Genomic DNA, 25,518 nt, shown 5'->3' with positions numbered 1-25,518 from the left:
GCATCGGCTGCGAGGCGTGCACATCGGGCTGACCGCTCTTGCAGTCGGCGTGTTTGCCGGCACTGCCTTCGCCGCTGCGCCGACGACCGCCGACTGCGCGCGCGAAGCGACATCGACCACGCTGTCCGCCGCTGCGGACCCGCGCCTCGATGCCCGCGCCTACTGGCTCGACGCGCGCACGCTGCGGTGGCCCGGCATGCCCGACGATGGGCGCTATCGCCTTGTCGGGTCGCACGACGCTGCGCTTCGTATCGATGCCTCGCATCATGTGCAAGGCGCCGATCTCGCCTTGCAACCCCGCTCACCGACGCGGCCGCTCGCCCCCGAAGCGGCGGATGCGTTTCGGTTCCTCCCCGCGGGCGCGCAACGCCAGCTTAGCGACGTCGATGCCCGCACGCTGCGCGCGAACGTCGCGACGCAGTGGTGGCTGGTGCGCGAGGACGACGAAGGGCGTGCCGTCGACGCGACCTACCTGCAGTCGCCGGGCCTGCTCGATGCGGCCTTCGACGGCGACGCGGCGGAACTGGGACCACAGGTCGAACGCAGCGGCACCCGTTTCGGCGTCTGGGCGCCGACCGCGCGACGCGTCGCGCTGTGCCTCTACGGACGCGGTTCTGCGAACGCGATGCCGGTCGCCCTGAAGCGCGACGAGGCGAGCGGCGCGTGGACCGCGCGTGTACCGGGCGATGTGCGTGGCCGTAGCTACCTGTTCCTGACCGACGTTTTCGTGCCGGGCCTCGGCGTCGTACGCAATCGCGTCACCGATCCGTATTCGGTGACATTGACGCCGGACTCGAAGCGCAGCGTGGTCGAGGATCTGGGCGACACGAGCAACCCGCACCTCGCGCCGGCGCACTGGCCCGACCACGCGCGACCTGCGCCGGCTGAGAATCCGGTCGACATGACCGTGTACGAGCTGCACGTGCGCGACTTCTCCGTCGCCGACGCGAGCGTACAGACGCCACATCGCGGCAAGTACCTCGCCTTCACCGACGTTACATCGGCAGGCATGAAACACCTCGCCGCGCTGCGCGCCGCCGGGCTGACCGATGTGCACCTGCTGCCGGTGTTCGACATCGCGACGATTCCCGAACGCGGTTGCGCATCGCCCGTAATCCTGAAGGGCGCGCCGGACAGCCCGGCGCCGCAGGCGGCGATCGCGAAAGTGGCCCACCGCGACTGCTACAACTGGGGCTACGACCCGCAGCACTTCGGCGCACCGGAGGGCAGCTATGCGACCGACGCCGCCGACGGCGCGGTGCGCATCCGCGAGTTCCGCGCGATGGTGCAGGCACTGCATGCGCTGGCCCTGCGCGTCGGCATGGACGTCGTCTACAACCACACCACGACGTCCGGCCAAGCCGACACCTCGGTGCTCGATCGCATCGTGCCGGGCTACTACTACCGGCTCGACGCGAACGGCAAGGTCGAGCACTCCACGTGTTGCGAGAACACAGCGACCGAGCACCGCATGATGGCGCGACTCATGGCCGACACGCTGGTGCGCTGGGCGCGCGACTACGGCATCGACTCGTTCCGCTTCGACCTCATGGGCCACCAGCCGCGCGCCGCGATGGAACGCGCGCAACGCGCGCTGCGCGATGCCGTCGGTCATGACGTGCCGATGCTCGGCGAAGGCTGGAATTTCGGTGAAGTCGCGAACGGTGCGCGCTTCGTACAGGCGGCGCAGGGGCGGCTGGACGGCACGGATATCGCGACGTTCAGCGACCGCGCGCGCGATGCGCTGCGGGGCGGCGGCTGCTGCGATTCGGGCGAGGCGTTGCGTGCGAACAAGGGCTGGCTCAACGGACTCGCCGTAGTACCCGCGTCGCGCACCGACGCGCTGCACGCCGCCGACCTGATCCGGGCGGGGCTGGCCGGCACGCTGCGCGACTACACGACGACCTTCGCCGACGGTCGGACCGCGCCACTGGCCGCGCTCGACTACGCGGGCCAAGCCGCGGGCTATGCAACTGCGCCCGACGAAGTCGTCAACTATGTCGAGAACCACGACAACCTCACGCTGTTCGATGTGAACGCGCTGCGCCTGCCTGCCGGGACGCCGCGCGATGAGCGTGCGCGCGCGCAGGTGCTCGGCATCGCGGTGGTGGCATTGAGCCAGGGCGTCGCCTACTACCACGCCGGCATCGACGTGCTGCGCAGCAAGTCACTCGATCGCAACAGCTTCGAGTCGGGCGACGCGTTCAATCGGCTCGACTGGACCTACACCGACAACGGCTTCGGTGTCGGCCTGCCGCGGTCCGCCGACAACGGCAAGGATTGGCCGCTCCTCGCGCCTTTCCTGCGCGATGCATCCATCAAGCCGGCACCGCGTGAGATCGCCTGGACGCGCGACGTCTTCCGCGACTGGCTGAAGCTGCGCGCGACGACGCCGCTGCTGCGCCTGCGTAACGCGAGCGACGTCGAACGCCGTCTCAGTTTCCTCAACACCGGCCCGACGCAGAACCCCGCAGTGATCGTCGGCCATCTCGACGGCACGGGCCTGCCCGGCGCGCGCGAGCTGCTCTACCTCGTCAACACTTCGCCGGAAGCGCAGACCCTCGCGCTGCCCGGCGAAGCGCACAAGGCCTACGTGCTCCACCCCGTGCAACGCGCCGGCACCGATGCGCGCGTGCGCGAAGCCCGTTACGACCCGACCGGCCGCGTCACCGTGCCCGGCCGCACCGCCGCCGTTTTCGTCATCGAGTGAACCCATGAGCCTGTCACGCCGTCCGCTGACCGCCCTCGTTTCCGCCCTCGTGCTGCTCACCGCGCATCCGGCGCTGGCCAAGACCGTCGCGAGCGTGGAGTCGCCGGATCATTCGTTGCGCGTCGAGCTCGACGTCGACGACGGGCGCATCGGCTATCGCGTGTTCCGCGACGACAAGCCGCTGATCGGCACGTCGCGGCTCGGCTTCCTGTTCCAGAACGCCGAGCAGATTCAGCGCAACCTCGCGTTCACCTCGCAGCAGACGCGCAGCGCGGACGAGACCTGGGAACAGCCGTGGGGCGAGCGTCGGGTCACCCGCAACCATTACAACGAACTGCGGACGCGTTTCACCGAGACGATCAACGCCAAGCGCGCGATCGACGTGACGTTCCGCGTGTTCGATGACGGCCTCGGCTTCCGTTACGAGTTCCCGGACCAGCCGTCGATGAAGGACGTACGCATCACCGAGGAACTCACCGAGTTCGACGTGGTGCCGAACGCGACGGCGTGGTGGATTCCGGCGGGCGAATGGAACCGTTACGAATACCTGTACAACCGCACCCCACTGCGCGAGGTCAGCCAGGCGCATACGCCGGTCACGCTGAAGACGGACGACGGCACTTATCTCTCGTTCCATGAAGCCGCGCTCGTCGACTACTCGAGCATGTGGCTGCGTCGCATCGAGGGCCAGCGCCTCAAGGCGCAGCTGTCGCCCGGCAGCGAAGGCTGGAAGGTGCGCCGCACCGCACCGTTCACCACGCCGTGGCGCACGATCACGATCAGCGACCGCGCCGGCGGTCTTGTCGAGTCCAGCCTCATCCTAAACCTCAACGAGCCCAACAAGCTCGGCGATGTGAGCTGGTTCAAGCCGGCGAAATACGTCGGTGTGTGGTGGTCGCTGCATCTCGACGAGAAGACGTGGGCGACGGGCCCGAAGCACGGCGCCACCACGGAAGAAACCAAGCGCCACATCGACTTCGCCGCCGCGCACGGCTTCCGTGGCGTGCTCGTCGAGGGGTGGAATCCCGGCTGGGACGGCAACTGGTTCGCGAACGGCTGGGATTTCGACTTCACCAGGGCGACGCCCGACTTCGACATCGAAGGGCTGTCGAAATACGCGGCGGCGAAGGGCGTGCACCTGATCGGCCATCACGAAACGGGCTGCGCGGTCAGCCATTACGAGCGCCAGCTACCGAAGGCGCTGGATCTTGATGCGCGACTCGGCATCGACGTGGTCAAGACCGGTTACGTCTGCGACGCGGGCCAGATCGAACGTCAGGATGTCGACGGCGGCCCGGTGCTGCGCGAATGGCATGACGGCCAGTGGCGCGCGAACCATCAGCTGCGCGTCGTGCAGGAAGCGGCGAAGCGGCACATCGCGATCGTCGACCACGAACCGATCAAGGACACCGGCCTGCGCCGCACGTATCCGAACTGGATCGCGCGCGAAGGTGCGCGTGGCATGGAATACAACGCCTGGGGCAATCCACCGAACCCGCCCGAGCACGAGGCCAATCTCGTGTTCACGCGCATGCTCGCCGGCCCGTTCGACTTCACGCCCGGCGTGCTGAGCCTGAAGGGCCGCGGCGGGCAGCCGATCCAGAGCACGATCGCGAAGCAGCTCGCGAACTACGTGGTGATCTATTCACCGGTGCAGATGGCGGCGGATCTGCCCGAGCACTACGCGCAGCACATGAACGCGTTCCGCTTCATCGAGGACGTGCCGACCGACTGGGAAGACACGAAGGTGATCAATGGCGAACCGGGTGACTTCGTGACGGTCGTGCGCAAGCAACGTGGCGGCAACGACTGGTTCGTCGGCTCCGTGACCGACGAGAACGCACGCACGCTCACGCTGCCGCTGGACTTCCTCGATGCCGGGCGCCGTTACGAAGCGCAGATCTATCGCGATGGCGACGGTGCGGACTGGAAGACCAGTCCGTTCGCGTTCGTCGTCGAGACCAGATCGGTGAAGCGCGGTGACGTACTGACGCTGAAGCTCGCGCCCGGTGGTGGCGAGGCCATTCGCCTGAAGGCGCTGCGCTGACGATGGTGCGTGGTCAGTCGAGCGTGAAGCGGCGCATCGGCCGCGTCGGCCAGATCGACGTGAACTGTGCGCCGCCGACGAGCCGGTACGCCGCGGACACGCCGCGCTCGATGCCCCGCGCCTCCAGCACCGACTTGATCTTGCGGAATACCGTGCGCGGATCGTCGGTCTGTACGAAGAGGTTGATGTCCTTCGGACGCACGTCGTATCCATCGGTGCGCGCCGAGGCGCCGAGCACCGGCTTCAGCTCCTCCTCGATCGTGGCGAGGAACGCCTCGTCGTCGAGCGACTTGCGGTAGAACTTGATGACGAGCTCGTAATCCATGACGACGATTCTAGGGCGAGGAATGTACGGATGTGTCGACGCGACGTGGCGGCGTCGCGTAGTGCGCGCTGCGTTCGCGACGTCGCTGTCGATGGCTGCGGTGGCGGCACAGGCGGCGGATGTCGCACCGCTGCGCGTCGACACCCTGCAGATCATGGCGCCGGGCGTGTCGACCCCGCCACTGCGCGTGCGCGTCTTCGTGCCGCCCACCTGCGGTGCCGGCACCCAGCCGGGTTGCGATGCGCTTTACGTCGACGACGGGCAGGACGCGGAAGCCGTGCATCTGGCCGACACCGTGATGTCGCTGGCGTCGGCCGGCACGATCCGCGCACCGGTGGTGGTCGCGATCGACATGCCGCCTGACCGCATGGGCGCCTATGGCTTTTCCGATCGCGCCGCGGGTAAGGCGGTGGTGTCGCCGACGAAGTACGGCGACGTCGGCGCACGCGCGCACGCCTATTCCGAATGGCTCGTGCACACCCTCGTGCCCTTCGTGGAGTCGCGTTATGCGGTGCGGCCCTCGCCGGAGGCGCGCGCGATCCTCGGCTGGTCGCTCGGCGGTGCCCATGCGTTCAACGTCGGCTGGCAGTACCCCGAGGTGTTCGCGCGCGTCGGTGCCTTTTCGCCGTCGTTCTGGCTGTCGACCGACCGGACCCGCCCCGACACGCAGCAGCGCACGCGCATCGCGCAGTCGATGGTCGCGAGCACACCGCCGCGCAATGGCGCGCGCTTCTTCTTCGCGATCGGCACCGACGAGGAGACGAGCGATCGCGACGGCGACGGCGTCAACGACGCGGTCGACGACGTGCGCGACGTGGTCGACGGCTGGAACGTCGATGCGGGCGGCATGAAGGGCCTGAAGCAGGTGGGCTACCGCGTGAACGACGATGCCGCGCATCGCGCCGACCGCAGCGACGTCGCGCTGTACGTGCTCGACGGGGGCAAGCACCAGCAGGCGAGCTGGGCGCAGATGCTGCCGCCGTTCCTGCGCTGGGCGTACGCGGTACACGCGCCGGCCCTCAACGCGACCGGGCATACGGAAAGCTGGCAGGAGTTGCCGTCGCGCTTCGTCGTCGCGCGCAACGTCGACGTGTGGTTGCCCCCGTCGTACGGCCGCGACCCGAAGCGGCGCTATCCCGTGCTCTACATGCACGACGGGCAGAACCTGTTCGATCCGACATTGAGCTACACCACCGGCGTCGACTGGGATGTCGACGGCGCCATGACACGCCTGATCGCCACGCACCGCGTGCGCGAGGCGATCGTGGTCGGTGTCTGGAACACGCCGCTGCGCTTCGCGGAGTACATGCCGAAGGCGCCAGTCGCGCGCAGTTCGATCAACGTCGGGGTCGACGGCATACCGCCGGTGGATGCGGCGACGCTGCGCTCGGACGACTACGTGCGTTACCTCGCCGAGGAGCTCAAGCCCTTCATCGACGCGCACTACCGCACGAAGACGGCCCCGGCCGACACGTTCGTCATGGGCTCGAGCATGGGCGGGCTGATCTCGTTGTACGCGCTGGCGCAGCGGCCCGACGTGTTCGGCGGCGCGGGTGCGGTGTCGACGCACTGGCCGGCCGCGAACGGCGCAAGCGTCGACTGGTTCGCGTCGCACCTGCCACGCGCCGGTACGCACCGGATCTACTTCGACCACGGCACGCGCACGCTCGACGCGGAGTACGCGCCGTTCCAGCAGCGCATCGACGCGGCGATGCCCGCACTGGGTTATCGCGAGGGACGTGACGTGCTCAGTCGCGTCTACGAAGGCGCCGAGCACAACGAAGCGGCATGGAAGGCGCGCGTCGACTTGCCCCTGCAGTTCCTGCTCGGTCCGCTGCGCTGACTCCGGTCAGCGCAGCTCGAGCCAGGCGTCGTCGAGGATCTTGGGTGCGTCCGCTGGCGCACCACCGAAGGTGTGCGAGTCGCCGTCGGGCGACAGGCCACGATAGCCACCGTCGTAGTCCCACGTCGTGACGTAGACGCGCGCGCCCCGCAGCGACGACAGGCGTCCGAGTGCAGACGACGGCAGCAGCACCTGCAGCGTCGAGGTCGCCGCGTCGACGCGCAGTTGCGCACCTGGCGTCATCGGCGTGCCTTCGTGCGTGGCGTCGGCGCCATCGGACGACGTCAGCGTGTTCGACCAGCCGCCGATGCGCAGGCGTCGCTGCCAGCGCGCGCTGCTCGGGAGCACCGCGCCCTGCAGCGGTAGCGTGGCGGCGCCGTCGCGCGCGTTCGGGAGCGAAACGTAGACGGTGAGCGCGACGTGGTCGAAGCCGTTGGCGGGGTTCCACGACCTCATCAGCGTGCGCAGACTGACGTCGAGGCGTAGCGCGCCGCCGCTGCCGGACGCCCGCACGCGCGTGATGTCGCCCGGATGGGCCGCACGCCACGCCGCGTCGGCAGGGTACATATAGCGGCCCGTGGGACCGATGTCGTCGCCCTGCGGATCGGCGACGTCGGCGAGCGTCACCCACTCGCGGTCGACGTGGAACGTCGCAGGCGAGGAGACCGTGGCGCGCGCCGCATCGAACGCGACGAGTCGATGGGCGACCTCGGGGTCGACGAGGTCGGACGTCGGCAATGTGGCGCGCCAACGTCCGTCGCGCGCGACGGTGACCGGCAGCGCGGTCGAGAGATCGCCATCCAGAAGAAGCTGCAGGTGGGCGCCTGGCGTCGCGCGCCCGGTGATGGACTGCATTTCAGCGAGCTTGGACGGCAGCGCCTCGATCGTCAGCGGGTCGTGGACGGTGTCGGCCCGCGAAGGTGTTGCATCGATCGCCCATGCATAGCCAGCGCGTGCGGGAAGTACCAGCGGACGGCGCCCGTCCCACGACGGCGCGTCGCCATCGATCGAAAAGAGCGGGCGCGGAGTTCCACGAACGGGCACATCCAGCGCATCGAGCAACGTCGGCCGATCCGCCGTATTGAACGCGACCAGGACGGCACCGCCGGCGCCGTCCATGCAATACACCAACGCACCTGGTGCCGCAGGATTCGAAGCGAGAAGCGTCGGCGTGCCGCGTGACAGCGTGCGATTGCCGCGTCGCAAGGCAATCACGCGCTGCAGGTAGCGATAGCCATCGCTCGTCGTGTCGAAATGGTCGCGCCCCCCGGAGGCGTACCCGCGGGCGAACATCGCCGCGCGCTGCTGCGTGAAGCCCTGCTCGGTGCCGTAGTACACGACCGGTATGCCCGGCAGCGTCATCAGCATCAGCAACGCCTGCTTCAATGCCGCGTCGCTGCCGGTCGCGCGGAAACGGTCGACGTCATGGTTGTCCACGAACGTCGCCATCAGATGCGGCGCCGAATGCACACGCATGCGCCGCTTGATGCGATCAGCAAGCTCGGCGGTCGGGCGTCCGCGTGCGAACACGTCGAGCGTGGTGCCGTACAGCGGAAAATCGATCATGCCCGGCAGGCGCGGCTCGCCGTGCTCGCCACGCACGTAGGTTTCGATCTTGCGCGCCTGCGTGTCGTCGAACGGACGATCGAGGCCGAAGCCCTCACCGAAGAGATGGAACGCGGGCTTCCCGTTCGCCTTCGCCACACGCAGGATGCCGGGCGCCTTCGCATCATTGGCGTAGAGGAAATCCTCGAAGTAGGCGGGCGGCACGTAGAACGCGGTGTCGACGCGGAATGCATCGACGCCGACGTCGCGGATCCACTTCGCGTAGCTAGCACGCAGCGCGCGTCGCACGGTTGCGTTCTCGGTATTGAGATCGTCGAGCCCGGCAAGCTGCCAGTTCTTCTCCTGCGCGGCATTGCCGTAATCGACGATGTCGGGTGTCCAGTGATAGATCGCGGCGGCACGATCGCGCGGGCGACGCGGATCGTTGAGATCGAACGGCGCCTGCGTGGGTGCGACATGGCCGCGCGGATCGCGCACCGGCGTGTAACCCTGCGATGGATCGACGCCGGGCGCGGTGTCGTAGCGGAAGTAGTCGGCGACGTGATTCACCACCACGTCCTGCACGAGGTACATGCCGCGGCCGTGCAGGCCGTCGGCCAGCGCGCGGTAGTCCGCGAGCGTGCCGAAGTGCGCATCGACCTTCGAGAAATCGTCGGCCCAATAGCCGTGGTAGCCGCCGTAGTTCGCGCGCGGGTTCCACCACTGGTGCGCGACCGGCGGCGTGATCCAGACCGCGGTCGCGCCGAGGCCGCGGATGTAGTCCAGGCGTCGTGTCACGCCGGCGAGGTCGCCACCGCTGTAGTGCGCACCATCGCCGGGGTCGAATTCGCCCGTGTGCTGATCGTCGTTGCGCGGATCGCCGTCGTCGAAGCGGTCGAGCATCACGAAATAGACGATCTGGTCGCGCCAGTCCGGCGTTGGCGGCGCCTTGGGCGCGGCGGACGCCGTCGCCGACGCACTGAGCACCGCCGCAAGCAACGCCCATCGATGCCTGTTCATCTCGCGCCCTCCGCCCCTGGCCGTGGCGCATGGTGGTCCGCCGCGTGGCGCGCTGTCACGGCGCTGCCATGAATACGTTTGCAGCAGGATTTGTGCGGGGAGACGCCCCTCTACCATCGCCGCAGCTCGGTGGAGCCTGCCGCAGCAGTCCGGTTACGCGACGTCGATCGCGGGCCCTTTCGCTACGAAACCTCAAGTTCGGGGAGTACCAGGGGATGTTGAATCTGAAACGCAACCTGCTCAGCGTCGCGCTCGCATCGTCGGCGATGATGCTGGCGACGGCGGCCCAGGCGCAGACGGCCACGGCGGCCGACGCCAAGTCCGCGGACGAGGCCAAGCAGCTCGACACGGTGACGGTGCACGGCATCCGTCGCGGCATCGAACGCTCCATCGACACCAAGAAGAATTCGACGTCGATCGTCGAGGCGGTTTCCGCCGAAGACATCGGCAAGCTGCCCGACATCAGCATCGCCGAATCGATCGGCCGACTGCCGGGCGTCGCCGCGCAGCGCGTCGCCGGTCGTGCGCAGGTCATCAGCGTGCGCGGCCTGTCGCCGGACTTCTCGACCAGCCTGATGAATGGCCACGAGATGGTCAGCACGGGCGACAACCGCAGCGTCGAGTTCGACCAGTACCCGGCCGAGCTGCTCAGCGGCGTGACCGTGTACAAGACGCCGGACGCCGGCCTCGTCGGCCAGGGCCTGTCGGGCACGGTCGACATGCGCACCGTGCGCCCGCTCGACTTCCAGGACCAGGTCATCGCCGTCGGCGCACGCGCGTCGTACAACTCGCTGGGCAGCGCGGCGGGCCAGGACGCCTTCGGCAATCGCATCAACGCGAGCCTGATCACGCAGTCCGCTGACCGCACGTTCGGTTTCTCGATCGGTTACTCGCATTCGGATACGCCGACCCAGGAAAACCAGGTCGGCCTGTACGAGCCGTGGAACCGGATCGGCCCGACCTGGCGTCCGGGCGTTCCGTCCGGCGCGGGTTGCCCCGATCCGTCCGCGAGCGGCTGCACCTACTACTCAGATGGCATCAAGGCGCTGCGCCGCACGGGCTACACCAAGCGCGACGGCGTGATGGCGACGTTCGAAGTCCGCCCGAACGACATGTGGCACAGCGTCATGGACGTCTTCTACTCCAGGGCGCACGCCGAAGACACCGCCAACCAGTTCGAAGTGAACCTGGGCGGGTACAACGGCGGTTACAGCCCGGGCCTCAACGTTACCGGCGCGCAGATCAACGGCAACGGCACGTTCACCGGCGGCACCGTCACCGGCGTGTACCCGCTGGTACGCGGCATGTACAACGACCGCCGCGACACCATCAAGGCGTTCGCCTGGAACAACACCTTCAAGTTCGACAACGTGAAGTTCTTCACCGATGTCAGCTGGTCGAAGGCCGATCGCAACGAACTGAGCCTCGAGAACAACCTGCAGCTCGCGCCGACTCCGTCGGGGTCCCAGCTCGACACGCTGCACCTCGCGTACTCGAGCGGCGACTTCTCGCAGATCAATCCGACGCTGATGTACAACGATCCGTCGAAGCTCTACCTGGCCAACACGATCTACGGCTCGGGTTACGGCAAGGTGCCGAGCGTCCGCGATGAACTCGTCAGCCTGCGCGTCGGTGCGAACTTCGCCGCGCCCGAATCGCTGAGCTGGTTCTCCGATTTCGACGTCGGCTTCAACTACGCCGATCGCGAGAAGGAAAAGCACCAGCCGGAAGCGTCCACCAACCTCGGTCCGCAGGGTCCAGTCACGATTCCGTCCGACCTCCAGTACGGCACCGTGGACCTCGGCTTCGCTGGCGTCGGCATCATTCCAGCGTGGAACGTTCCCGGCGTCGTCGATCGCTTCATGACGTTCAACCCGAGCGAGACCGCGGCGGGTTACCTGGTCGCCAAGGCATGGACGGTCAACGAGAAGATCGGCACCACCTACTTCAAGGCCAACGTGGACACGCAGTGGGGCTCGATCCCGGTGCGCGGCAACGTCGGCATCCAGGCGGTGCACACGGACCAGTCCTCGTCGGCGAACGTGTTCGACGGTTCGCGTCCGGCCGGCCAGCAGATCGTGCCGTACACGCGCGGCAAGTCGTACACCGACTGGCTGCCGAGCCTGAACCTCGCGTTCTCGCTGCCGGCCGACCAGACGCTGCGCGTCGCGCTCGCCAAGCAGATGGCGCGTCCGCGCGTCGACGAACTGCGTGCCTCGCGTGACTTCGGTGTCGACACTACGAAATCGCCGCCGAAGCCGGGTGCATCGGGTGGCAACCCGGAACTCGATCCGTGGCGCGCCAATGCGTTCGACATCTCCTACGAGAAGTATTTCGGTACCAAGGCCTACGTGGCCGCCGCATACTTCTACAAGGATCTGTCGACGTACATCTACACGCAGACGGTCGATAACTACGACTTCTCTGACCTACTCGCCGGCTACCCGTCGAACCTGCCGAAGCCACAGTCGACCGGTAACTTCACCGCACCGTTCAACGGCAAGGGCGGCAAGTTGCAGGGCGTCGAGCTGACCGCGTCGCTGCCGTTGAATCTGTTCACGGACGCCCTCGACGGTTTCGGCATCGTCACCAGCGCGACGTTCAACGACAGCAGCGTGCAGATCCTCGCGCCGGACAGCGCGAGCAGCGTCGGCAACAAGCCGATCGACCTGCCGGGCCTGTCGAAGCGCGTCTACAACTTCATGGCGTACTACGAGAAGAACGGTTTCGAGGCGCGCGTGAACCAGCGTCGTCGTTCCGACTTCATCGGCGAGATCGGCAACTTCGCCGGCAACCGCACGCTGCGCTACGTGGTCGGCGAGAACATCACCGACGCGCAGGTCAGCTATTCGTTCGGTGACGCGTCCAGCCTGAAGGGCCTGACCCTGCTGATGCAGGTCAACAACCTGACCAACTCGGCGTATCGCACCTACGCTGAATCCAAGGATCGTCCGCTGGAATACGTGGAGTGGGGCCGCACCTACCTGGTCGGTCTGAACTACAAGTTCTGATCCCGCGACACGCGTAACCCCCGGGCCCCTGCCGGTTCTCTCCGACGGCAGGGGCTTTTTCTTTTGCGACGATGGAGTTGCCGATGTCCTCCAATGCCGTACAGGTCGCCGTCTTTCTAGCGCTGACCGCACTGGTCGCGCTCGCCACGTGGTGGCGCTGCCGCCGCGAGCGCCACGCCACGGATCGCGGTCGCGACTACTTCCTCGCCGGCGGCTCGCTGACGTGGCCCTTCATCGCCGGCTCGCTGCTGCTCACGAATATCTCGGCCGAACAGATCGTCGGCATGAATGGCGCGCAGACGATGCTCATGGCGTGGTGGGAATTCGGCGCCGCTGCGGGTCTTCTGGTGCTCGCGCACGTGCTGGTGCCGATGTACTACCGCTACAAGTGCACGACCACGACCGAACTGCTCGAGCGTCGCCTCGGCGATCCGGGCCTGCGCCGCGCGGTGTCGGTGATGTTCCTGCTCGGCTACCTCTTCATCCTGCTGCCGATGGTGCTGTACACCGGCTCCAAGTTCATGGCGTCGATGTTCCATCCGGACCTGCCGATCATCGCGATCGCCGTTCTGTTCGCGATCGGTGGCCTTGCCTACGCCGCGCTCGGCGGCCTGCGCGCGATCGCGATCTCCGATACCTACATGGGCGTCGTGCTGCTGGTGATGGGCGTGCTCGTCACGCTGTTCGCGCTCAACGCCATCCACTGGGATTTCTCGGGCATTCCGGTCGAACGCCTGACGCTGGTCGGCGGTCCCGATTCCGACATCCCGTGGCAGACGCTGTTCACCGGCATGCTGTTCGCGCACCTGTTCTACTGGGGCACCAACATGGTGATCGCGCAACGCGCCCTCGCCGCGCCGACGGTGCGCGAAGCGCAGAAGGGCATCTACGCCGCCGCCTTCTTCAAGCTGCTGACGCCCGCGATCGTCGTGCTGCCGGGCCTCCTCGCATTCAAGCTGTTCGGCGATGTCGACGACGACGCCTACGGTCGACTCGTGGATCTCGTGCTGCCGTCGTGGCTATCGGGGGCGTTCGCCGCGGCGATCACCGGTGCGGTGCTGTCGAGCTACAGCGCCGCGCTCAATTCGGCGGCGGCGCTGTACACCGTCGACGTGCACCTGGCGAAGATCAATCCGAACGCGGACGCCAAGCGCCTCGGCCGCATCGTCACCATCGCATTCACGATCATGTCGCTCGCGATCGTGCCGCTGTACACGCATTCGAAGAGCATCATCGGCACACTGCAGCAGCTCAACGGCCTGTATTCGATGCCGGTGCTCGCCGCCTTCATCGTGGCGATCTTCTTCAACGGCGTGAACGCGCGCGCCGTGCGCTGGTCGCTGGTGTTCGGCACGCTGCTGTATGCCTTCTTCACCTTCGGCTGGCCGGCGCTGACGGCACGCCAGGTGCTTCCGCCGCCGCCGCACTACATCCACCTGATGTTCGCGACGCTGCTGGCGACGATCGCCTTCGCGCTGGTCGGCAGCCGCGTGATGGGCGGTGCGCGCCGGCAGGCGATTCCCGACGCCGCGTGATACACCGTGCGTCGGCACGACGGGCCGCCTGCGGGCGGCCCGTCGCGTTTCGGGGTGTCATTCAGCGTGCGGCCGAGGCCGGCAGGCGTATCCTCGACGCATGATCCTGGACTTCATGCTCGGCGACAGCCCGGTCCTGCTGCTGATGATCTCGGCCGTCGCGGTGCTGGCCTTCGCCGCGGGACAGCTGGCGCGATTCGCCCGCCGCAACCGTCCGCATCACTGACGCTCAGCCGCCGCGCAACGCCGCCGCTTCGCGCGCCAGCCGGCCGATCCGATCCCAGTCGCGCGATGCCAGCGCGTCCGCCGGCACCATCCACGAACCGCCCACCGTCGCGACGTTCCCGAGCGCGAAATAGCCCGTCGCCTTCGCCGCGTCGATGCCGCCCGTCGGGCAGAAGCGGATGTCCGCGAACGGCCCGCCGAAGGCCTTCAGCGCCGTGACGCCGCCGGCACCTTCCGCGGGGAAGAACTTGAAGCGTCGATAGCCGCGCTCCATGCCGAGCATGAGTTCCGTTGCGGTGGCCACGGCGGGCAGGAACGCGAGCGCGCTGAGTTCGGCGGCGTCGTAGAGCGCCGGCGTCGCGCCCGGTGAAATGCCGAACACCGCGCCTGTCGCTTCGACGGCGCGGAAATCCTCCGATCGCAGCATCGTGCCGGCGCCAACCACTGCGCCGGGCACTTCGATGACCACCGCACGCATCGCATCCAAAGCGCACGGCGTGCGCAAGGTGATCTCCAGCACCGGCAGGCCGGCGTCGACGAGTGCGCGTGCGAGCGGCACGGCATCTTCGAGGCGCTCGATCGCGAGCACGGGCAGCACCGGCGCCTGCGCCAGGATGTCGTCGACGCGCGCAGCGCGGGTTTCGGGCGTCCAGTTCATCGATGCGTCTCCGTCGTCGCGCGCAGCGCCACGGCGGCACCAAGCAGGCCGGGCTGCGGATGGGTGATCACGTCGATCGCGACGTTCTCGAGATAGGCGGCGAAGCGTCCCTTCGCGAGGAAACGCTCGCGGAAGGCACTCGAGCGCAGGAACGGCACGAAGCGCGGCACGATGCCGCCGGCGATCATCACGCTGCGCGCGCCGTGCACCAGCGCGACGTCGCCGCAGACGCTGCCGAGGATCGCGCAGAAGCGCGCGAGCGCGCGTCGCGCCGTGAGGTCGTGGCCCTCCAGCGCGAGTCGCACCACCTCGGCCGGGTCACGCAGCACCGGTGCATTGCCCGCGGGCCGTTCCGGATCGCGCAGCACCGCATCGATCTGCGCGAGTCCCGTGCCGCACAGGACGCGCTCGGTCGACGTGCGCCCGTGCAGCGAGTCCAGCCAGCGCGCGATCGTGCGTTCCTCGTCACCGACCGGCGCGAAAGTGATGTGCCCGCCTTCGGTTTCGATCACGCGCCAGCCGCTGGCCTCATCGCCCAGCAACAGCGCGACACCGAGACCCGTGCCGGGGCCGATCACCGTCACCGGCGAACGCGGCGGACGCTGCGACGGGCCGTAGAGATGCACCGCGTCATCACCCGACAACGCCGGCACCGCCCACGCGACCGCGCCGAAGTCGTTGAGCAGCAGCAGATGCTCGAGGCCGAGCGCCTGCTCCAGCTCGCGACGACTGAACGACCACGCGCGATTGGTCAGGCGGATCTCGTCGGCATTCACCGGTGACGCGACCGCGATCGCGGCGCGCATCGGCTTCGCGCCGACGCTCTGCAGGTAGTGCTCGCACGCGTGCTGCAGCGAGGCGAAGTCGCCGCAGGCCAGCGGCTGCACATCGCGCAGCGATGGGGTTGGCGCGTCGAGATCGGTCAGCGCGAAACGCGCGTTGGTGCCGCCGATGTCGGCAATCAGACCGAGGTGGCTCATGCGGAGAGTTCCCGGTCGCTGGCGTCGAGCAGGCAGCACGCGCCTTCTTCGGCACTGCCGACTTCGCGTCGCATCAGCGCGAACAGCTCGCGGCCGATGCCCGTGCGGTTGATGGAGACGTTCGGCATCTGCGACGTACGCGCCGCCCACTCGGCGGCGTCGACGAGGGCATCGATCGTCCCGGCATCCGAGTCGATACGCACGACATCGCCGGCCTGCAGCTTCGCGATCGCACCGCCGGCCACCGCTTCCGGCGTGAGATGGATCGCCGCGAGCACCTTGCCGGATGCACCGGACATGCGGCCGTCGGTGAGCAGCGCGACCTTCTGGCCGCGGTCCTGCAGCACCGACAGCGTTGGCGTGAGTTTGTGCAGCTCGGGCATACCGTTCGCTTTCGGTCCCTGCCCGCGCACCACCGCGATGAAGTCGCCTTCGAGCAGGCCCGCGCGGAACGCGTCGAGCAGTGCGTCCTGCGCTTCGAAGATGCGCACCGGCGCTTCGATGACGCGATGTTCCGGCGCGACCGCCGACACCTTCACCACCGCGCGGCCGAGATTGCCCTGCAGGCGGCGCAGGCCACCTTCGGCGTCGAACGGTTCGGACAGCGGCCGCACCACGGAGGGATCGCGCGATTGCGCCGGCGGATCGCCCCACTTGAGGGTGGTTCCGTCGAGGTAAGGCTGCTTCGCCTGGTCACGCAGCGTGCCGCCGTGCACGCAACGGATGTCGTGCAGGAACCCGCCATCGATCAGCTCGCGGATCACGAAACCCACGCCGCCGGCCGCCTCGAAATGGTTCACGTCGGCACTGCCGTTCGGGTAAATGCGTGCGAGCAGCGGGGTGACGCGGGAGAGTTCGTCGAGGTCGTCCCAGTCGATGCGCAGACCCGCGGCGCGTGCGATCGCGACGAGGTGGATCGCGTGATTGGTCGAACCGCCGGTCGCGGCCAGGCCGACCATCGCGTTGACGATCGCGCGCTCGTCGACGCTCTGCGACAGCGGTGTGTAGTCCCTGCCCAGCGCGGTGATCTGAAGCACGCGCTCGGTCGCGGCGACCGTCAAGGCATCGCGCAGCGCGGTGCCCGGATTGACGAAGGCGGTGCCCGGCATGTGCAGGCCCATCACCTCCATCAGCATCTGGTTGGAATTGGCGGTGCCGTAGAACGTGCAGGTGCCGGGCGCGTGGTACGACGCGGCTTCGGCTTCCAGCAGTTCCTCGTGGCCGACCTTGCCTTCCGCATGGAGCTGGCGGATGCGCGCCTTCTCCTTGTTCGGAATGCCGGACGGCATCGGACCCGCCGGCACGAGGATGCACGGCAGGTGGCCCCAGCTCAGCGCGCCGATCAGCAGGCCCGGCACGATCTTGTCGCAGATGCCGAGCATCAGCATGCCGTCGAACATGTCGTGCGACAGCGCGATCGCGGTGGACAGCGCGATGGTGTCGCGCGAGAACAGCGACAGCTCCATGCCGAAGCGGCCCTGCGTGATGCCGTCGCACATCGCCGGCACACCGCCGGCGACCTGCGCGCTGCCACCGTTCGCGCGTGCGATCGCACGGATCAGCGTCGGATAGGTCTCGAACGGCTGGTGCGCCGACAGCATGTCGTTGTAGCTGGTGACGATGCCGATGTTGGCGCCGACCTTGCCGCGCAGCAGCGGCTTGTCGGCGCCCGCGGCGGCGAAACCGTGCGCGAGATTGCCGCAGCCCAGCGCGGTGCGCGCCGGGCCGTCGTGGCGCATCGACGCCATGCGCGCGAGGTAGGTGGCGCGCGACGTCGCGCTGCGCTGGCGAATGAGCGCGGTCACGCGCTCGACGGTGGGATGCATCGACATCAGGGACTCCAGTGGACGTGCGCCGTGCGTTCCGGTGCATGGAGCAGCGCCGCGACCGGTCGCATCGACGCGTCGGCATCGGCGTACGCGGCCTGCAGCACGTTGCGCTTGGCCTCGCCGGTGACGGCCAGGTGGATGGCGCGCGATCGCAGCAGACGTGCAAAAGTCAGCGACATGCGCGGAAATGGTGCTTCGACCGGCAGGGGGTCGGGATCGACGCGCAGCGCGCCCAGCATCGACGCCGGATCAAGCCCTTCAGCCAGCTGCCGCGCGCCCGGAAACAGCGATGCGAAATGCGCATCCGCGCCCATGCCGAGCACGACCGCATCGAAGTCGTCGCGGTGGTCCGCCAGCATCGCGTGCGCATAGTGCACCGAGCGCTCGGCGTCGCCATCGGCGGTCGTCAGCGATTCGACGCGCACCGGCGTGCCGTCGAAGATCGCGCGCAGTTCACCGACGTTGGAATTGGGATGATCGTGCGGTACGCAGCGATCGTCGGTCGGCATCAGCACGATGCGGCGGGCGCGCACGTCATGGCGCCAGCGCGAGGCCAGTGCGCGATACGCCGGCAGCGGGGTGCGCCCGCCGGCAAGCGCGAGCATCGCGTGGCCGCGCGTGTCGAGCGCGGCTTCGACGGCGTCACCGAGCGTCTGCGCCAGCGCGATCGCCAGTGCCTCGCTGTTGTCGTAGGTGTGTTCGACCCAGGCCATCGCTACTCGCGCCAGCTGTGGCCACTGCGGTCGACCAGCGTCACCGCCGCACTCGGGCCCCAGGTACCGGCGGGATACGACCTTGGCGTGAGCCCGGCGGCGCGCCAGCCGTCATAGATGGCGTCGACCCACTGCCACGCGGCTTCGGTTTCATCGCGGCGCACGAACAGTGTGCCGTTGCCTTCGATCGCATCGAGGTACAGACGCTCGTACGCGAGGCGGCGGCGATACGTCGAGAACTCCTCGTGCATGTCGAGATCGAGCTCGACCGGCGAGAGCTGCAGTCCGCCGCGATCGAGGCCGGGTGTCTTGCTCATCACCTGCAGTTCGATGCGCTCGTCCGGCTGCAGGCGGATGACGAGCGCATTCGGCTGCGGCGCGGCGCCGAAGATCGAGTGCGGTACCTGGCGCATCTGCACGTAGATTTCGGTGGAGCGGCGCGCCATGCGCTTGCCGGTGCGCAGGTAGAACGGCACGCCGGCCCAACGCCAGTTGTCGACCTGCGCGCGGATGGCGACGAAGGTCTCCGTGCGACTCGGGCGACCCAATTCGTCGAGATAGCCGGGCACCGCCTTTCCGTCGATCGCACCGGCGGTGTACTGCCCCGAGACGGTTTCGGCGGCGACGTCGTTGCGCCCGATCGGTCGCAGCGAACGCAGCACCTTGATCTTCTCGTTGCGCACTGCCGATGGATCGAAGTGCGACGGCGGCTCCATCGCGACGAGGCACAGCAGCTGCAGCAGATGATTCTGCAGCATGTCGCGCATCGCGCCGTAGTCGTCGTAGTAATCGCCGCGGCCTTCGACACCGACGGTTTCGGCGACGGTGATCTGCACCTGCTGGATGTGCCGTGCGTTCCACAGCGGCTCGAACATCGCATTGCCGAAGCGCAGTGCGAGCAGGTTCTGCACGCCCTCCTTGCCGAGGTAATGGTCGACGCGGAAGATGCGCGACTCGTTGAACACCGCGGCGACGGCGTCGTTGATCGCGTTCGCGCTGGCGAGGTCGTGGCCGATCGGCTTCTCGAGCATGACGCGCGTGCCGGCATCGGCCAGCTCCATCGTGCCGAGCGCACGGCAGATGTCACCGTAGAAGCGCGGCGCGGTGGACAGGTGATAGACGACGTCGCCGCCGTTGCGCAGGGCAGCGATGCGTTCGCCGAGCTTGGCGAACGACGCGTCGTCGCCCAGCGTGGCCGGCACGTAGTGGATGCGCTCCAGCAGCCCACGGATTTCCGCTTCGTCGCGCTCGGCGGCGGGCACGAAGCGTTCGATCGCCTCGGCGACGCTGGCGCGGAAGCCGGCGTCGTCGAACTCGCTGCGCGCGGTGCCGAGGATGCGCAGGGACGCGGGCAGCAGGCGGTCGCGATGCAGGGCGTACAGGGACGGCAGCAGCATGCGCTGCGCGAGGTCACCGGAGGCGCCGAAGATGGTGAGCAGCGATGCGGGCGTAGGGCTCATGGGCACGGAGGTCGACAGGACTCCCAAGCGTACGGCGCGTGCAATGAAGGGTGCGGTGCAAACGATTACAGCCGCTCAGACGGAGAGTACCCCGAATGGCAGCGCTGTCATCGGGCTCCCCCCCCCCTACGCCGGGGTCGGATCCAACCGGCTCCGGAGCGTCGCCGCGGCGGGCAGCGACCAGTCGATCGGCGTGCCGCCGCGCCGCGCCAGGTACTCGTTCGTCGCCGAGAAATGCCCGCAGCCGATGAAGCCGCGATGCGCAGACAGCGGGGACGGATGCGGCGCCTTCAGTACGCGATGCTTGCCGGTGTCGATGCGCTTGCCCTTGGCCTGCGCATAGCTGCCCCACAGCAGGAACACGAGTCCCTCGCGCTCGGCGTTGAGCACGTCGACGACGTGATCGGTGAAGCCTTCCCAACCCTTGCCTTGGTGCGCGCCGGCGCGGCCGTTCTCGACCGTCAGCACCGCATTGAGCAGCAGCACGCCCTGCCACGCCCACGGCAGCAGGCAACCGTGATCGGGCCGCGCGATGCCCAGATCACGCTGCAGCTCCGCGAAGATGTTGAGCAGCGATGGCGGCACCGGCACGCCCGGCAGCACCGAGAACGCGAGCCCGTGCGCCTGCCCCGGCCCGTGATAAGGGTCCTGACCGAGCACGACCACGCGCGTGCGATCGAACGGCGTGGCGTCGAACGCGGCGAAGATTTCATGGCCCGGCGGAAACACCTGCGCACCCGCGCGCTTGCGATCGCGCAGGAACGCAGCCAGATGCTGCATGTCATCGCGCAGCAGGTAGTCGCCGACATGCGCCTTCCAGCCCGGCTCAAGTCGGATGTCGTCGAGGGATGCCATCCACCTATCGTGGGGAATTGAGCCGGATGACGCAATTCGCCTGCGGCGAAAGCGACGCTTGCGATGTGTGTGATGCGCGGGATTGCGTGGAAGGCGCGCCGGACAACGCGCTCTGAAGACACCTGTCGAAGCGAGCGATCAAACCGCCGCGCGCTGCTCCATGCCCGCCACGCGCAGCTGGAACAGCGTCTTCGTCACCAGCAGGCGTTCCTCGATCGGCTTGAGCACCAGATCGTTCGCACCCGCGCGCAGCAGCTCGCTCTGGTTCTGCGGATTCGCATCGCCCGTCATGACCAGAATCGGAAGACGACGCTTGCCGTAGCCGAACTGCACGCGCAGCCGACCAAGCAGGTCGTGGCCGCTGAGCTCGCCCTTGAGGTACACGTCGGTGAGCACGAGGTCCGCGCCGACGTCGTCCTGCCCGCGATGCTGCTCGAAATGCGCGAGCGCTTCTTCGACGCCGATGAAGTGCAGCACCTTGAGACCGTGGCGCTCGAGCATGCGCTTGGTCGCCACGGCCACCACCTTGCTGTCCTCGACGTACAGCACGCGCGCACCCGGAATCGGTTCCGGTTGGACGTAGCCGCGGATGAATGCGGCGAGCGCGTGGTGGCCGAGGCCCTTGTCGAAATAATCGGTGACGTCGTCGGTGAACGTGCGTGATTCGAGCAGCGACTGCGCATCGCCGGAGACCACGATGATCGGTACGTACTTCTGCCCTGCCGCTTCGCGCACGGTGCGCGCGAGCGCGAGGCCGTCGCCATCGGGCAGTGCAATCGCCGTCGTCACCAGGTCGACCGGCCCGTTCGCCAGCGCTTCTCGCGCCTGCGCCACGCTGTCGCAGCAGACGACCTCGGTGCCCGGCACTTCCTTCGCCAGCACGTCGGCGATGAGCTTCCGGACCAGCTTCGATCCATCGACCACCATCACGCGCGCCGATGTCGACGTCAGATGGCGAAGATCCTGGTGCTCCATGCTCACATCAGTCGCCGGTCGAGCGGGTCTGCCGGAGATAGTGACCCGTCACCAGCCCGGCGCCAAGCCAACCGATGACGCCGGCACCCAGAACTGCGACGGCGGCCCGGATCGGGTCGAAGCCCTGCAGGCGGAATGCGGAACCGTACGTCTGCGCGAGGCCGGCGATCGGATCGCGCAGTGCGAGTTCCGCGCCGGTGAGCAGCGCGAGTGCGATCGCACCCGAAAGCAGCCCGTAGCACGCACCGAGGTACAGGAACGGGCGACGCACGAAGCCGTCGGTGGCGCCGAGCAGCTGCAGCACTTCGATTTCGTCGCGGCGCGACTGGATGTCGAGCCGCACGGTATTGCCGACCACCAGCAACGCACCGAGCCCGAGCAGTACCGCGAGCACGAGGGCGATGCGCACGCCGAGCGTCAGCCAGCGATCGAGCCGCGTGCGCCAAGCATCGTCCTGCTGCACCACGTCCACGTCGGTCAGCGACTGCAAGGACGCCGCGAGTACCGCGTCGTCACCGCGCGGCGTGACGCGCAACAGATGCGGCAGCGGGTTCGTGCCGAGCGCGTCCGCTGCTTCCGACAGGCCGCCCTGCGCGCGCAGTTCCTTGAGGCCTTCGTCCGCACTGCGCACCACGACGGCGACGACGTCCGACCGCGATCGGATCTGCTGCGCGAGTGCATTCGCGCGTTCGAGCGTGGTGCCCGGCACGAGATACAGACTCACCTGCCGCGATTGCTGCACCTCGCCGGTGAACTGTGCGACGTTCGCCAGCACCGCCCACAGCCCCAGTGGCAGCGCGATCGCGATTGCCATGACGCCGACCGTCAGCCCCGTCGCCCATGGCTTGCGCAGCATGCGGCCCAGGCTCGCGACCAGGCTGTAGACGTGGTGATCGAACCACGCGCCGAGCCGGGACCGTGTGTGCACACCGTCGTTGCGTCGCGCCTTTGCCGTCTTCGTGCTCATGGCGCGAGTTCCCCGGGCGGAATGTCGTCGACGAGGCGTCCGTGGTCGAGCACCAGCACGCGTTTGCGGATGCGGCGCACCAGCGCGAGGTCGTGACTGGCGACGATCACCGAGGTGCCGCGCGCGGCCAGCGAATCGAGCAGGCCCATGATCTCGGTCGACAGCGCGGGGTCGAGATTGCCGGTCGGTTCATCGGCCAACAGCAGCTTGGGCTCCGCCGCCAGCGCGCGCGCGATGCCCACGCGCTGCTGCTCGCCCGCACTGAGCTGGCGCGGTAGCGACTTCTCGCGATCGGCCAGACCCACCTTGTCGAGCGTGGAGCGCACGCGCTTGCCGATCTCGGCGCGGTGCATGCCGCGCAACAGCAATGGCAGTGCGACGTTGTCGCCGACGCTGCGGTCCGCGAGCAGGCGATGGTCCTGGAAGACCACGCCGACTTCGCGCCGGTGCATCGCCATGCGGCGTCCACGCAGCTTGCCGATGTTGCGATCGGCAAAGATCACCGCGCCACGCGAGGCACGCTCGGTGAGATGGATCAGGCGCAGCAGCGTGCTCTTTCCCGCACCGGAATGCCCGGTGACGAACAGCATTTCGCCCGGCGCCACCTCGAAGCTCACGTCCGCCAGCGCCTCGCGCCCGGAGGCGTAGCGCTTGCCGACGTTATCGAAACGCAGGAGGGTCATGCGGCGGAGTATCGCAGATGCCTTGCGATGACCATCAACCGTGCGACATGAAGGTCGCTGCTCCGGGCGCGTGCAACGCTTCCGCACGGCGGCACGGCGTCGGGCCCGGCGCACTGACGCCTCCTCCGCACGCGGCCTGATCCGGTTGTGGCGGCAGCCGGGCACGGCGCCTGTATTGCGTCACCGCGCAGGATGCGCAGCGCCTCCCGGATCGGGGGCAGTTTCGCGCGCGACGATCGCAAACGAAAACGGGCGGCCGCCGCAGCGACCGCCCGTTCGATACACGCTGTGCGGGACGTCAGTGCTGGCTGCGCGGCGCGCGCGTGATCAGCGACTTCAACCCGCGTGCGACGCGATGCAGCAGGCCCGGCTTCGCTTCGACACTGGCCTTCGGCGATTCAGTCGCGGCCCGCGGCGGACGCGCGTCGTGGCGCGCCGGACCGCGCTCGCTGCGCGTCGCGGCTGTGGCGTTCGGCGTGCCCGCATCCGTCGCGGCGGCGCCATCGACCGGCTTGCCGCGACGACGGCGACGACGCTTGCGCGCCGGCAGTTCCTGCCCCGTCACCGGATCGATGCGCGGCGGACGTGGCGCCTTGGCGGCCTCGCCCACTGCATCGCCTGCGACGGACGCGGCCGGCTCCGGCTTCGCTTCGCGGCGCGGCTCGCCGGCCGCGCGCTCGGGCTTGGGGCCGCGCGGACGACGCTCGCCATCACGACCACCGGAACCCGTGCGGCCACCGCTACGCGGCTTGATGCCGCGACGCGCGTCGTCCTCGGCCTTCTGCTCGCGCGCCTCGCGGAAGATCGTGCTGACGCTCTCCTCTTCCTCGCCTTCCACCTTCTCGCGAACCGGGCGCGGCAGGGCGGTGAGCATCTCGGGCGATACGTGCTCGCCCGGGATCTTCTGCTCGATGTAGGCCTCGATGTCGGGCAGCGACATGCCGTAGCGCTCGCAGGCGAAACTGATCGCGTCGCCTTCGGCGCCGAGGCGTGCCGTGCGGCCGATGCGGTGGACGTAGTCCTCGGCGTCGAACGGCAGGTCGTAGTTGTAGACGTGCGAAACGCCGTCGATGTGCAGGCCGCGCGCGGCGACGTCGGTCGCGACGAGGATCTCGAGCTGGCCGGCCTGGAACTTCTTCAGGAGCGATTCGCGCTTCTTCTGCGGCACATCGCCACTCAATACGCCGACGCGGTAGCCCGCCTTCTCCAGCGCACGCGCAACACGCTCGACGAACGCCTTGGTGTTGACGAACACCATCGTGCGCGCGCCTTCGCTGCGCGACAGCAGGCCGATCAGCAGCGGAATCTTCTCTTCGTCCGACGGGTAGTACACCTTCTGGCGCACACGTGCGGCGGTGATGCTTTCCGTCTCGACGACGAGCTTCTCCGGCTCGTTCATGTGCTCGTAGGCGAGTTCGAGCACGCGATGGCTCAGCGTCGCGGAGAACAGCAGCGTCTGCCGCGTGGTGCGCTCGGGCATGCGACGCAGCAGGAAGCGGATGTCCTTGATGAAGCCGAGGTCGAACATGCGGTCGGCTTCGTCGAGCACGCACATCTCGCACGCATGCAGCGACACGACCTTGTGCTGCTTGACGTAGTCGATGAGTCGACCGGGCGTCGCGATGATGACGTCGGCGCCCTGCTGCAGGATCTGCCGTTGCTTGTCGTAGTCGACGCCGCCGTAGACCAGCGCGAACTTCAGGCCGAGATCGGAGCCGAACTTCACCGCGTCCTTGTGGATCTGGATCGCGAGCTCGCGGGTCGGCGCGAGGATCAGCGCGCGCGGATCTTCCGGCTTGCGGTCGGCGAGCGCCGGGCGGGTCAGCAGCCGGTTCACGACGGCGACGAGGAAGGCGAGCGTCTTGCCGGTGCCGGTCTGCGCCTGGCCGGCGACGTCGCGGCCGGCCAGTGCCAGCGGAAGGGTGAGGGCCTGGATCGGCGTGCAGCGCGTGAAGCCGGCGGCTTCAAGGCCCGCGAGCAGCGCGGGGTGCAGGTCGAACGAGGTAAAGGAAACGTCGGTTAAGGGTTTGTCGCTCATCAGGATCCGGCGCCGAAGCGGCGCGTGCGAGGGAGGGCAGCAGCCGGGCATGAAGCCGGCCGGGCCAGGCGTCCGGGGCGCGCGTGGGGAGCGGGCGGG

The 25,518-nt window shown here is 68.2% G+C and carries 18 protein-coding genes; 6 read left to right on the top strand and 12 right to left on the bottom strand.

The annotated features are described in order from the left end of the window. Positions 1 to 16 precede the first annotated feature (16 nt). Both DWG18_RS14535 and DWG18_RS14530 read left to right on the top strand, forming a co-directional pair. The gene (locus DWG18_RS14535) at positions 17 to 2,710 is read left to right on the top strand and encodes an alpha-1,6-glucosidase domain-containing protein (RefSeq protein WP_240318547.1); all 2,694 of its coding nucleotides are present in this window, start codon (positions 17 to 19) and stop codon (positions 2,708 to 2,710) included. A gap of 4 nt (positions 2,711 to 2,714) precedes the next feature. Then, complete coding sequence (locus DWG18_RS14530; protein ID WP_115647850.1) at positions 2,715 to 4,757, top strand: glycoside hydrolase family 97 protein; 2,043 nt, start codon at positions 2,715 to 2,717, stop codon at positions 4,755 to 4,757. A gap of 13 nt (positions 4,758 to 4,770) precedes the next feature. Here the strand turns inward: DWG18_RS14530 and DWG18_RS14525 are convergent, their stop codons facing one another. Then, on the bottom strand, positions 4,771 to 5,082 hold the full coding sequence (locus tag DWG18_RS14525; protein WP_115647849.1) for a hypothetical protein: 312 nt from the start codon (positions 5,080 to 5,082) through the stop codon (positions 4,771 to 4,773). Between the two features lie 61 nt (positions 5,083 to 5,143). On the opposite strand from DWG18_RS14525, the gene DWG18_RS14520 reads away from it, so the two are divergent. Then, positions 5,144 to 6,925 carry an alpha/beta hydrolase-fold protein gene (locus tag DWG18_RS14520; protein ID WP_205289371.1) on the top strand — a complete coding sequence of 594 codons (1,782 nt, stop codon included), beginning with the start codon at positions 5,144 to 5,146 and terminating at the stop codon, positions 6,923 to 6,925. A 6-nt stretch (positions 6,926 to 6,931) separates the two neighbouring features. Here the strand turns inward: DWG18_RS14520 and DWG18_RS14515 are convergent, their stop codons facing one another. Then, a complete protein-coding gene (locus DWG18_RS14515) occupies positions 6,932 to 9,490 on the bottom strand; it encodes an alpha-amylase family glycosyl hydrolase (protein ID WP_162823874.1) in 2,559 nt (852 codons plus the stop codon). A gap of 215 nt (positions 9,491 to 9,705) precedes the next feature. Between DWG18_RS14515 and DWG18_RS14510 the strand changes: the two genes are divergently transcribed. The 3 genes from DWG18_RS14510 (at position 9,706) to DWG18_RS15620 (ending at position 14,262) form a co-directional block, all read left to right on the top strand. Beyond that, a complete protein-coding gene (locus DWG18_RS14510; RefSeq protein ID WP_115647846.1) occupies positions 9,706 to 12,501 on the top strand; it encodes a TonB-dependent receptor in 2,796 nt (931 codons plus the stop codon). Positions 12,502 to 12,584: 83 nt separating this feature from the next. After that, positions 12,585 to 14,036, top strand: a complete 1,452-nt coding sequence (locus DWG18_RS14505) for a sodium/solute symporter (RefSeq protein ID WP_115648218.1) — start codon at positions 12,585 to 12,587, stop codon at positions 14,034 to 14,036. A 100-nt stretch (positions 14,037 to 14,136) separates the two neighbouring features. After that, on the top strand, positions 14,137 to 14,262 hold the full coding sequence (locus tag DWG18_RS15620) for a hypothetical protein (RefSeq protein WP_255417361.1): 126 nt from the start codon (positions 14,137 to 14,139) through the stop codon (positions 14,260 to 14,262). Positions 14,263 to 14,265: 3 nt separating this feature from the next. Here the strand turns inward: DWG18_RS15620 and DWG18_RS14500 are convergent, their stop codons facing one another. From DWG18_RS14500 to rhlB, 10 genes are all read right to left on the bottom strand, one after another. Further along, positions 14,266 to 14,919 (bottom strand): bifunctional 4-hydroxy-2-oxoglutarate aldolase/2-dehydro-3-deoxy-phosphogluconate aldolase, encoded by a 654-nt coding sequence (locus tag DWG18_RS14500; RefSeq protein WP_115647845.1) that lies wholly within the window; start codon positions 14,917 to 14,919, stop codon positions 14,266 to 14,268. Continuing rightward, a complete protein-coding gene (gene glk, locus DWG18_RS14495) occupies positions 14,916 to 15,899 on the bottom strand; it encodes a glucokinase (RefSeq protein ID WP_115647844.1) in 984 nt (327 codons plus the stop codon). Before glk ends, DWG18_RS14500 begins: the two co-directional genes overlap by 4 nt. After that, on the bottom strand, positions 15,896 to 17,731 hold the full coding sequence (gene edd, locus DWG18_RS14490; RefSeq protein ID WP_205289370.1) for a phosphogluconate dehydratase: 1,836 nt from the start codon (positions 17,729 to 17,731) through the stop codon (positions 15,896 to 15,898). The genes glk and edd overlap by 4 nt, the downstream gene beginning before the upstream one ends. Beyond that, the gene (gene pgl, locus DWG18_RS14485) at positions 17,731 to 18,441 is read right to left on the bottom strand and encodes a 6-phosphogluconolactonase (protein WP_115647842.1); all 711 of its coding nucleotides are present in this window, start codon (positions 18,439 to 18,441) and stop codon (positions 17,731 to 17,733) included. Before pgl ends, edd begins: the two co-directional genes overlap by 1 nt. Before the next feature lie 2 nt (positions 18,442 to 18,443). Beyond that, on the bottom strand, positions 18,444 to 19,901 hold the full coding sequence (gene zwf / locus DWG18_RS14480; protein WP_205289369.1) for a glucose-6-phosphate dehydrogenase: 1,458 nt from the start codon (positions 19,899 to 19,901) through the stop codon (positions 18,444 to 18,446). 126 nt (positions 19,902 to 20,027) lie between these two features. Then, positions 20,028 to 20,756, bottom strand: coding sequence for a uracil-DNA glycosylase (ung, locus tag DWG18_RS14475; RefSeq protein ID WP_115647840.1), 729 nt, complete (start codon positions 20,754 to 20,756; stop codon positions 20,028 to 20,030). Between the two features lie 138 nt (positions 20,757 to 20,894). Beyond that, entirely contained in the window at positions 20,895 to 21,731 is an 837-nt protein-coding gene (locus DWG18_RS14470) for a response regulator (RefSeq protein ID WP_115647839.1), read from the bottom strand. A gap of 7 nt (positions 21,732 to 21,738) precedes the next feature. Then, on the bottom strand, positions 21,739 to 22,698 hold the full coding sequence (gene ftsX / locus DWG18_RS14465) for a permease-like cell division protein FtsX (RefSeq protein ID WP_115647838.1): 960 nt from the start codon (positions 22,696 to 22,698) through the stop codon (positions 21,739 to 21,741). Continuing rightward, positions 22,695 to 23,381, bottom strand: coding sequence for a cell division ATP-binding protein FtsE (gene ftsE / locus DWG18_RS14460; RefSeq protein WP_115647837.1), 687 nt, complete (start codon positions 23,379 to 23,381; stop codon positions 22,695 to 22,697). The genes ftsX and ftsE overlap by 4 nt, the downstream gene beginning before the upstream one ends. 298 nt (positions 23,382 to 23,679) lie before the next feature. Next, positions 23,680 to 25,419 (bottom strand): ATP-dependent RNA helicase RhlB, encoded by a 1,740-nt coding sequence (gene rhlB / locus DWG18_RS14455; protein WP_115647836.1) that lies wholly within the window; start codon positions 25,417 to 25,419, stop codon positions 23,680 to 23,682. Between the last annotated feature and the right edge of the window lie 99 nt (positions 25,420 to 25,518).

The organism is Lysobacter sp. TY2-98, from assembly GCF_003367355.1.
Lineage (GTDB): Bacteria > Pseudomonadota > Gammaproteobacteria > Xanthomonadales > Xanthomonadaceae > Cognatilysobacter.
This window is presented reverse-complemented; position numbering and strand designations above follow the sequence as displayed.

What these genes read in the sequence shown, in the direction of transcription:
- DWG18_RS14470 (WP_115647839.1), bottom strand. Translation starts at nt 21,731, where the DNA reads ATGGAGCACCAGGATCTTCGCCATCTGACGTCGACATCGGCGCGCGTG.
- edd (WP_205289370.1), bottom strand. Translation starts at nt 17,731, where the DNA reads ATGTCGATGCATCCCACCGTCGAGCGCGTGACCGCGCTCATTCGCCAG.
- pgl (WP_115647842.1), bottom strand. Translation starts at nt 18,441, where the DNA reads ATGGCCTGGGTCGAACACACCTACGACAACAGCGAGGCACTGGCGATC.
- glk (WP_115647844.1), bottom strand. Translation starts at nt 15,899, where the DNA reads ATGAGCCACCTCGGTCTGATTGCCGACATCGGCGGCACCAACGCGCGT.
- DWG18_RS14500 (WP_115647845.1), bottom strand. Translation starts at nt 14,919, where the DNA reads ATGAACTGGACGCCCGAAACCCGCGCTGCGCGCGTCGACGACATCCTG.
- rhlB (WP_115647836.1), bottom strand. Translation starts at nt 25,419, where the DNA reads ATGAGCGACAAACCCTTAACCGACGTTTCCTTTACCTCGTTCGACCTG.
- ung (WP_115647840.1), bottom strand. Translation starts at nt 20,756, where the DNA reads ATGGCATCCCTCGACGACATCCGACTTGAGCCGGGCTGGAAGGCGCAT.
- DWG18_RS14525 (WP_115647849.1), bottom strand. Translation starts at nt 5,082, where the DNA reads ATGGATTACGAGCTCGTCATCAAGTTCTACCGCAAGTCGCTCGACGAC.
- zwf (WP_205289369.1), bottom strand. Translation starts at nt 19,901, where the DNA reads ATGAGCCCTACGCCCGCATCGCTGCTCACCATCTTCGGCGCCTCCGGT.
- DWG18_RS14515 (WP_162823874.1), bottom strand. Translation starts at nt 9,490, where the DNA reads ATGAACAGGCATCGATGGGCGTTGCTTGCGGCGGTGCTCAGTGCGTCG.
- ftsX (WP_115647838.1), bottom strand. Translation starts at nt 22,698, where the DNA reads ATGAGCACGAAGACGGCAAAGGCGCGACGCAACGACGGTGTGCACACA.
- DWG18_RS14510 (WP_115647846.1), top strand. Translation starts at nt 9,706, where the DNA reads ATGTTGAATCTGAAACGCAACCTGCTCAGCGTCGCGCTCGCATCGTCG.
- DWG18_RS15620 (WP_255417361.1), top strand. Translation starts at nt 14,137, where the DNA reads ATGATCCTGGACTTCATGCTCGGCGACAGCCCGGTCCTGCTGCTGATG.
- DWG18_RS14530 (WP_115647850.1), top strand. Translation starts at nt 2,715, where the DNA reads ATGAGCCTGTCACGCCGTCCGCTGACCGCCCTCGTTTCCGCCCTCGTG.
- DWG18_RS14505 (WP_115648218.1), top strand. Translation starts at nt 12,585, where the DNA reads ATGTCCTCCAATGCCGTACAGGTCGCCGTCTTTCTAGCGCTGACCGCA.
- ftsE (WP_115647837.1), bottom strand. Translation starts at nt 23,381, where the DNA reads ATGACCCTCCTGCGTTTCGATAACGTCGGCAAGCGCTACGCCTCCGGG.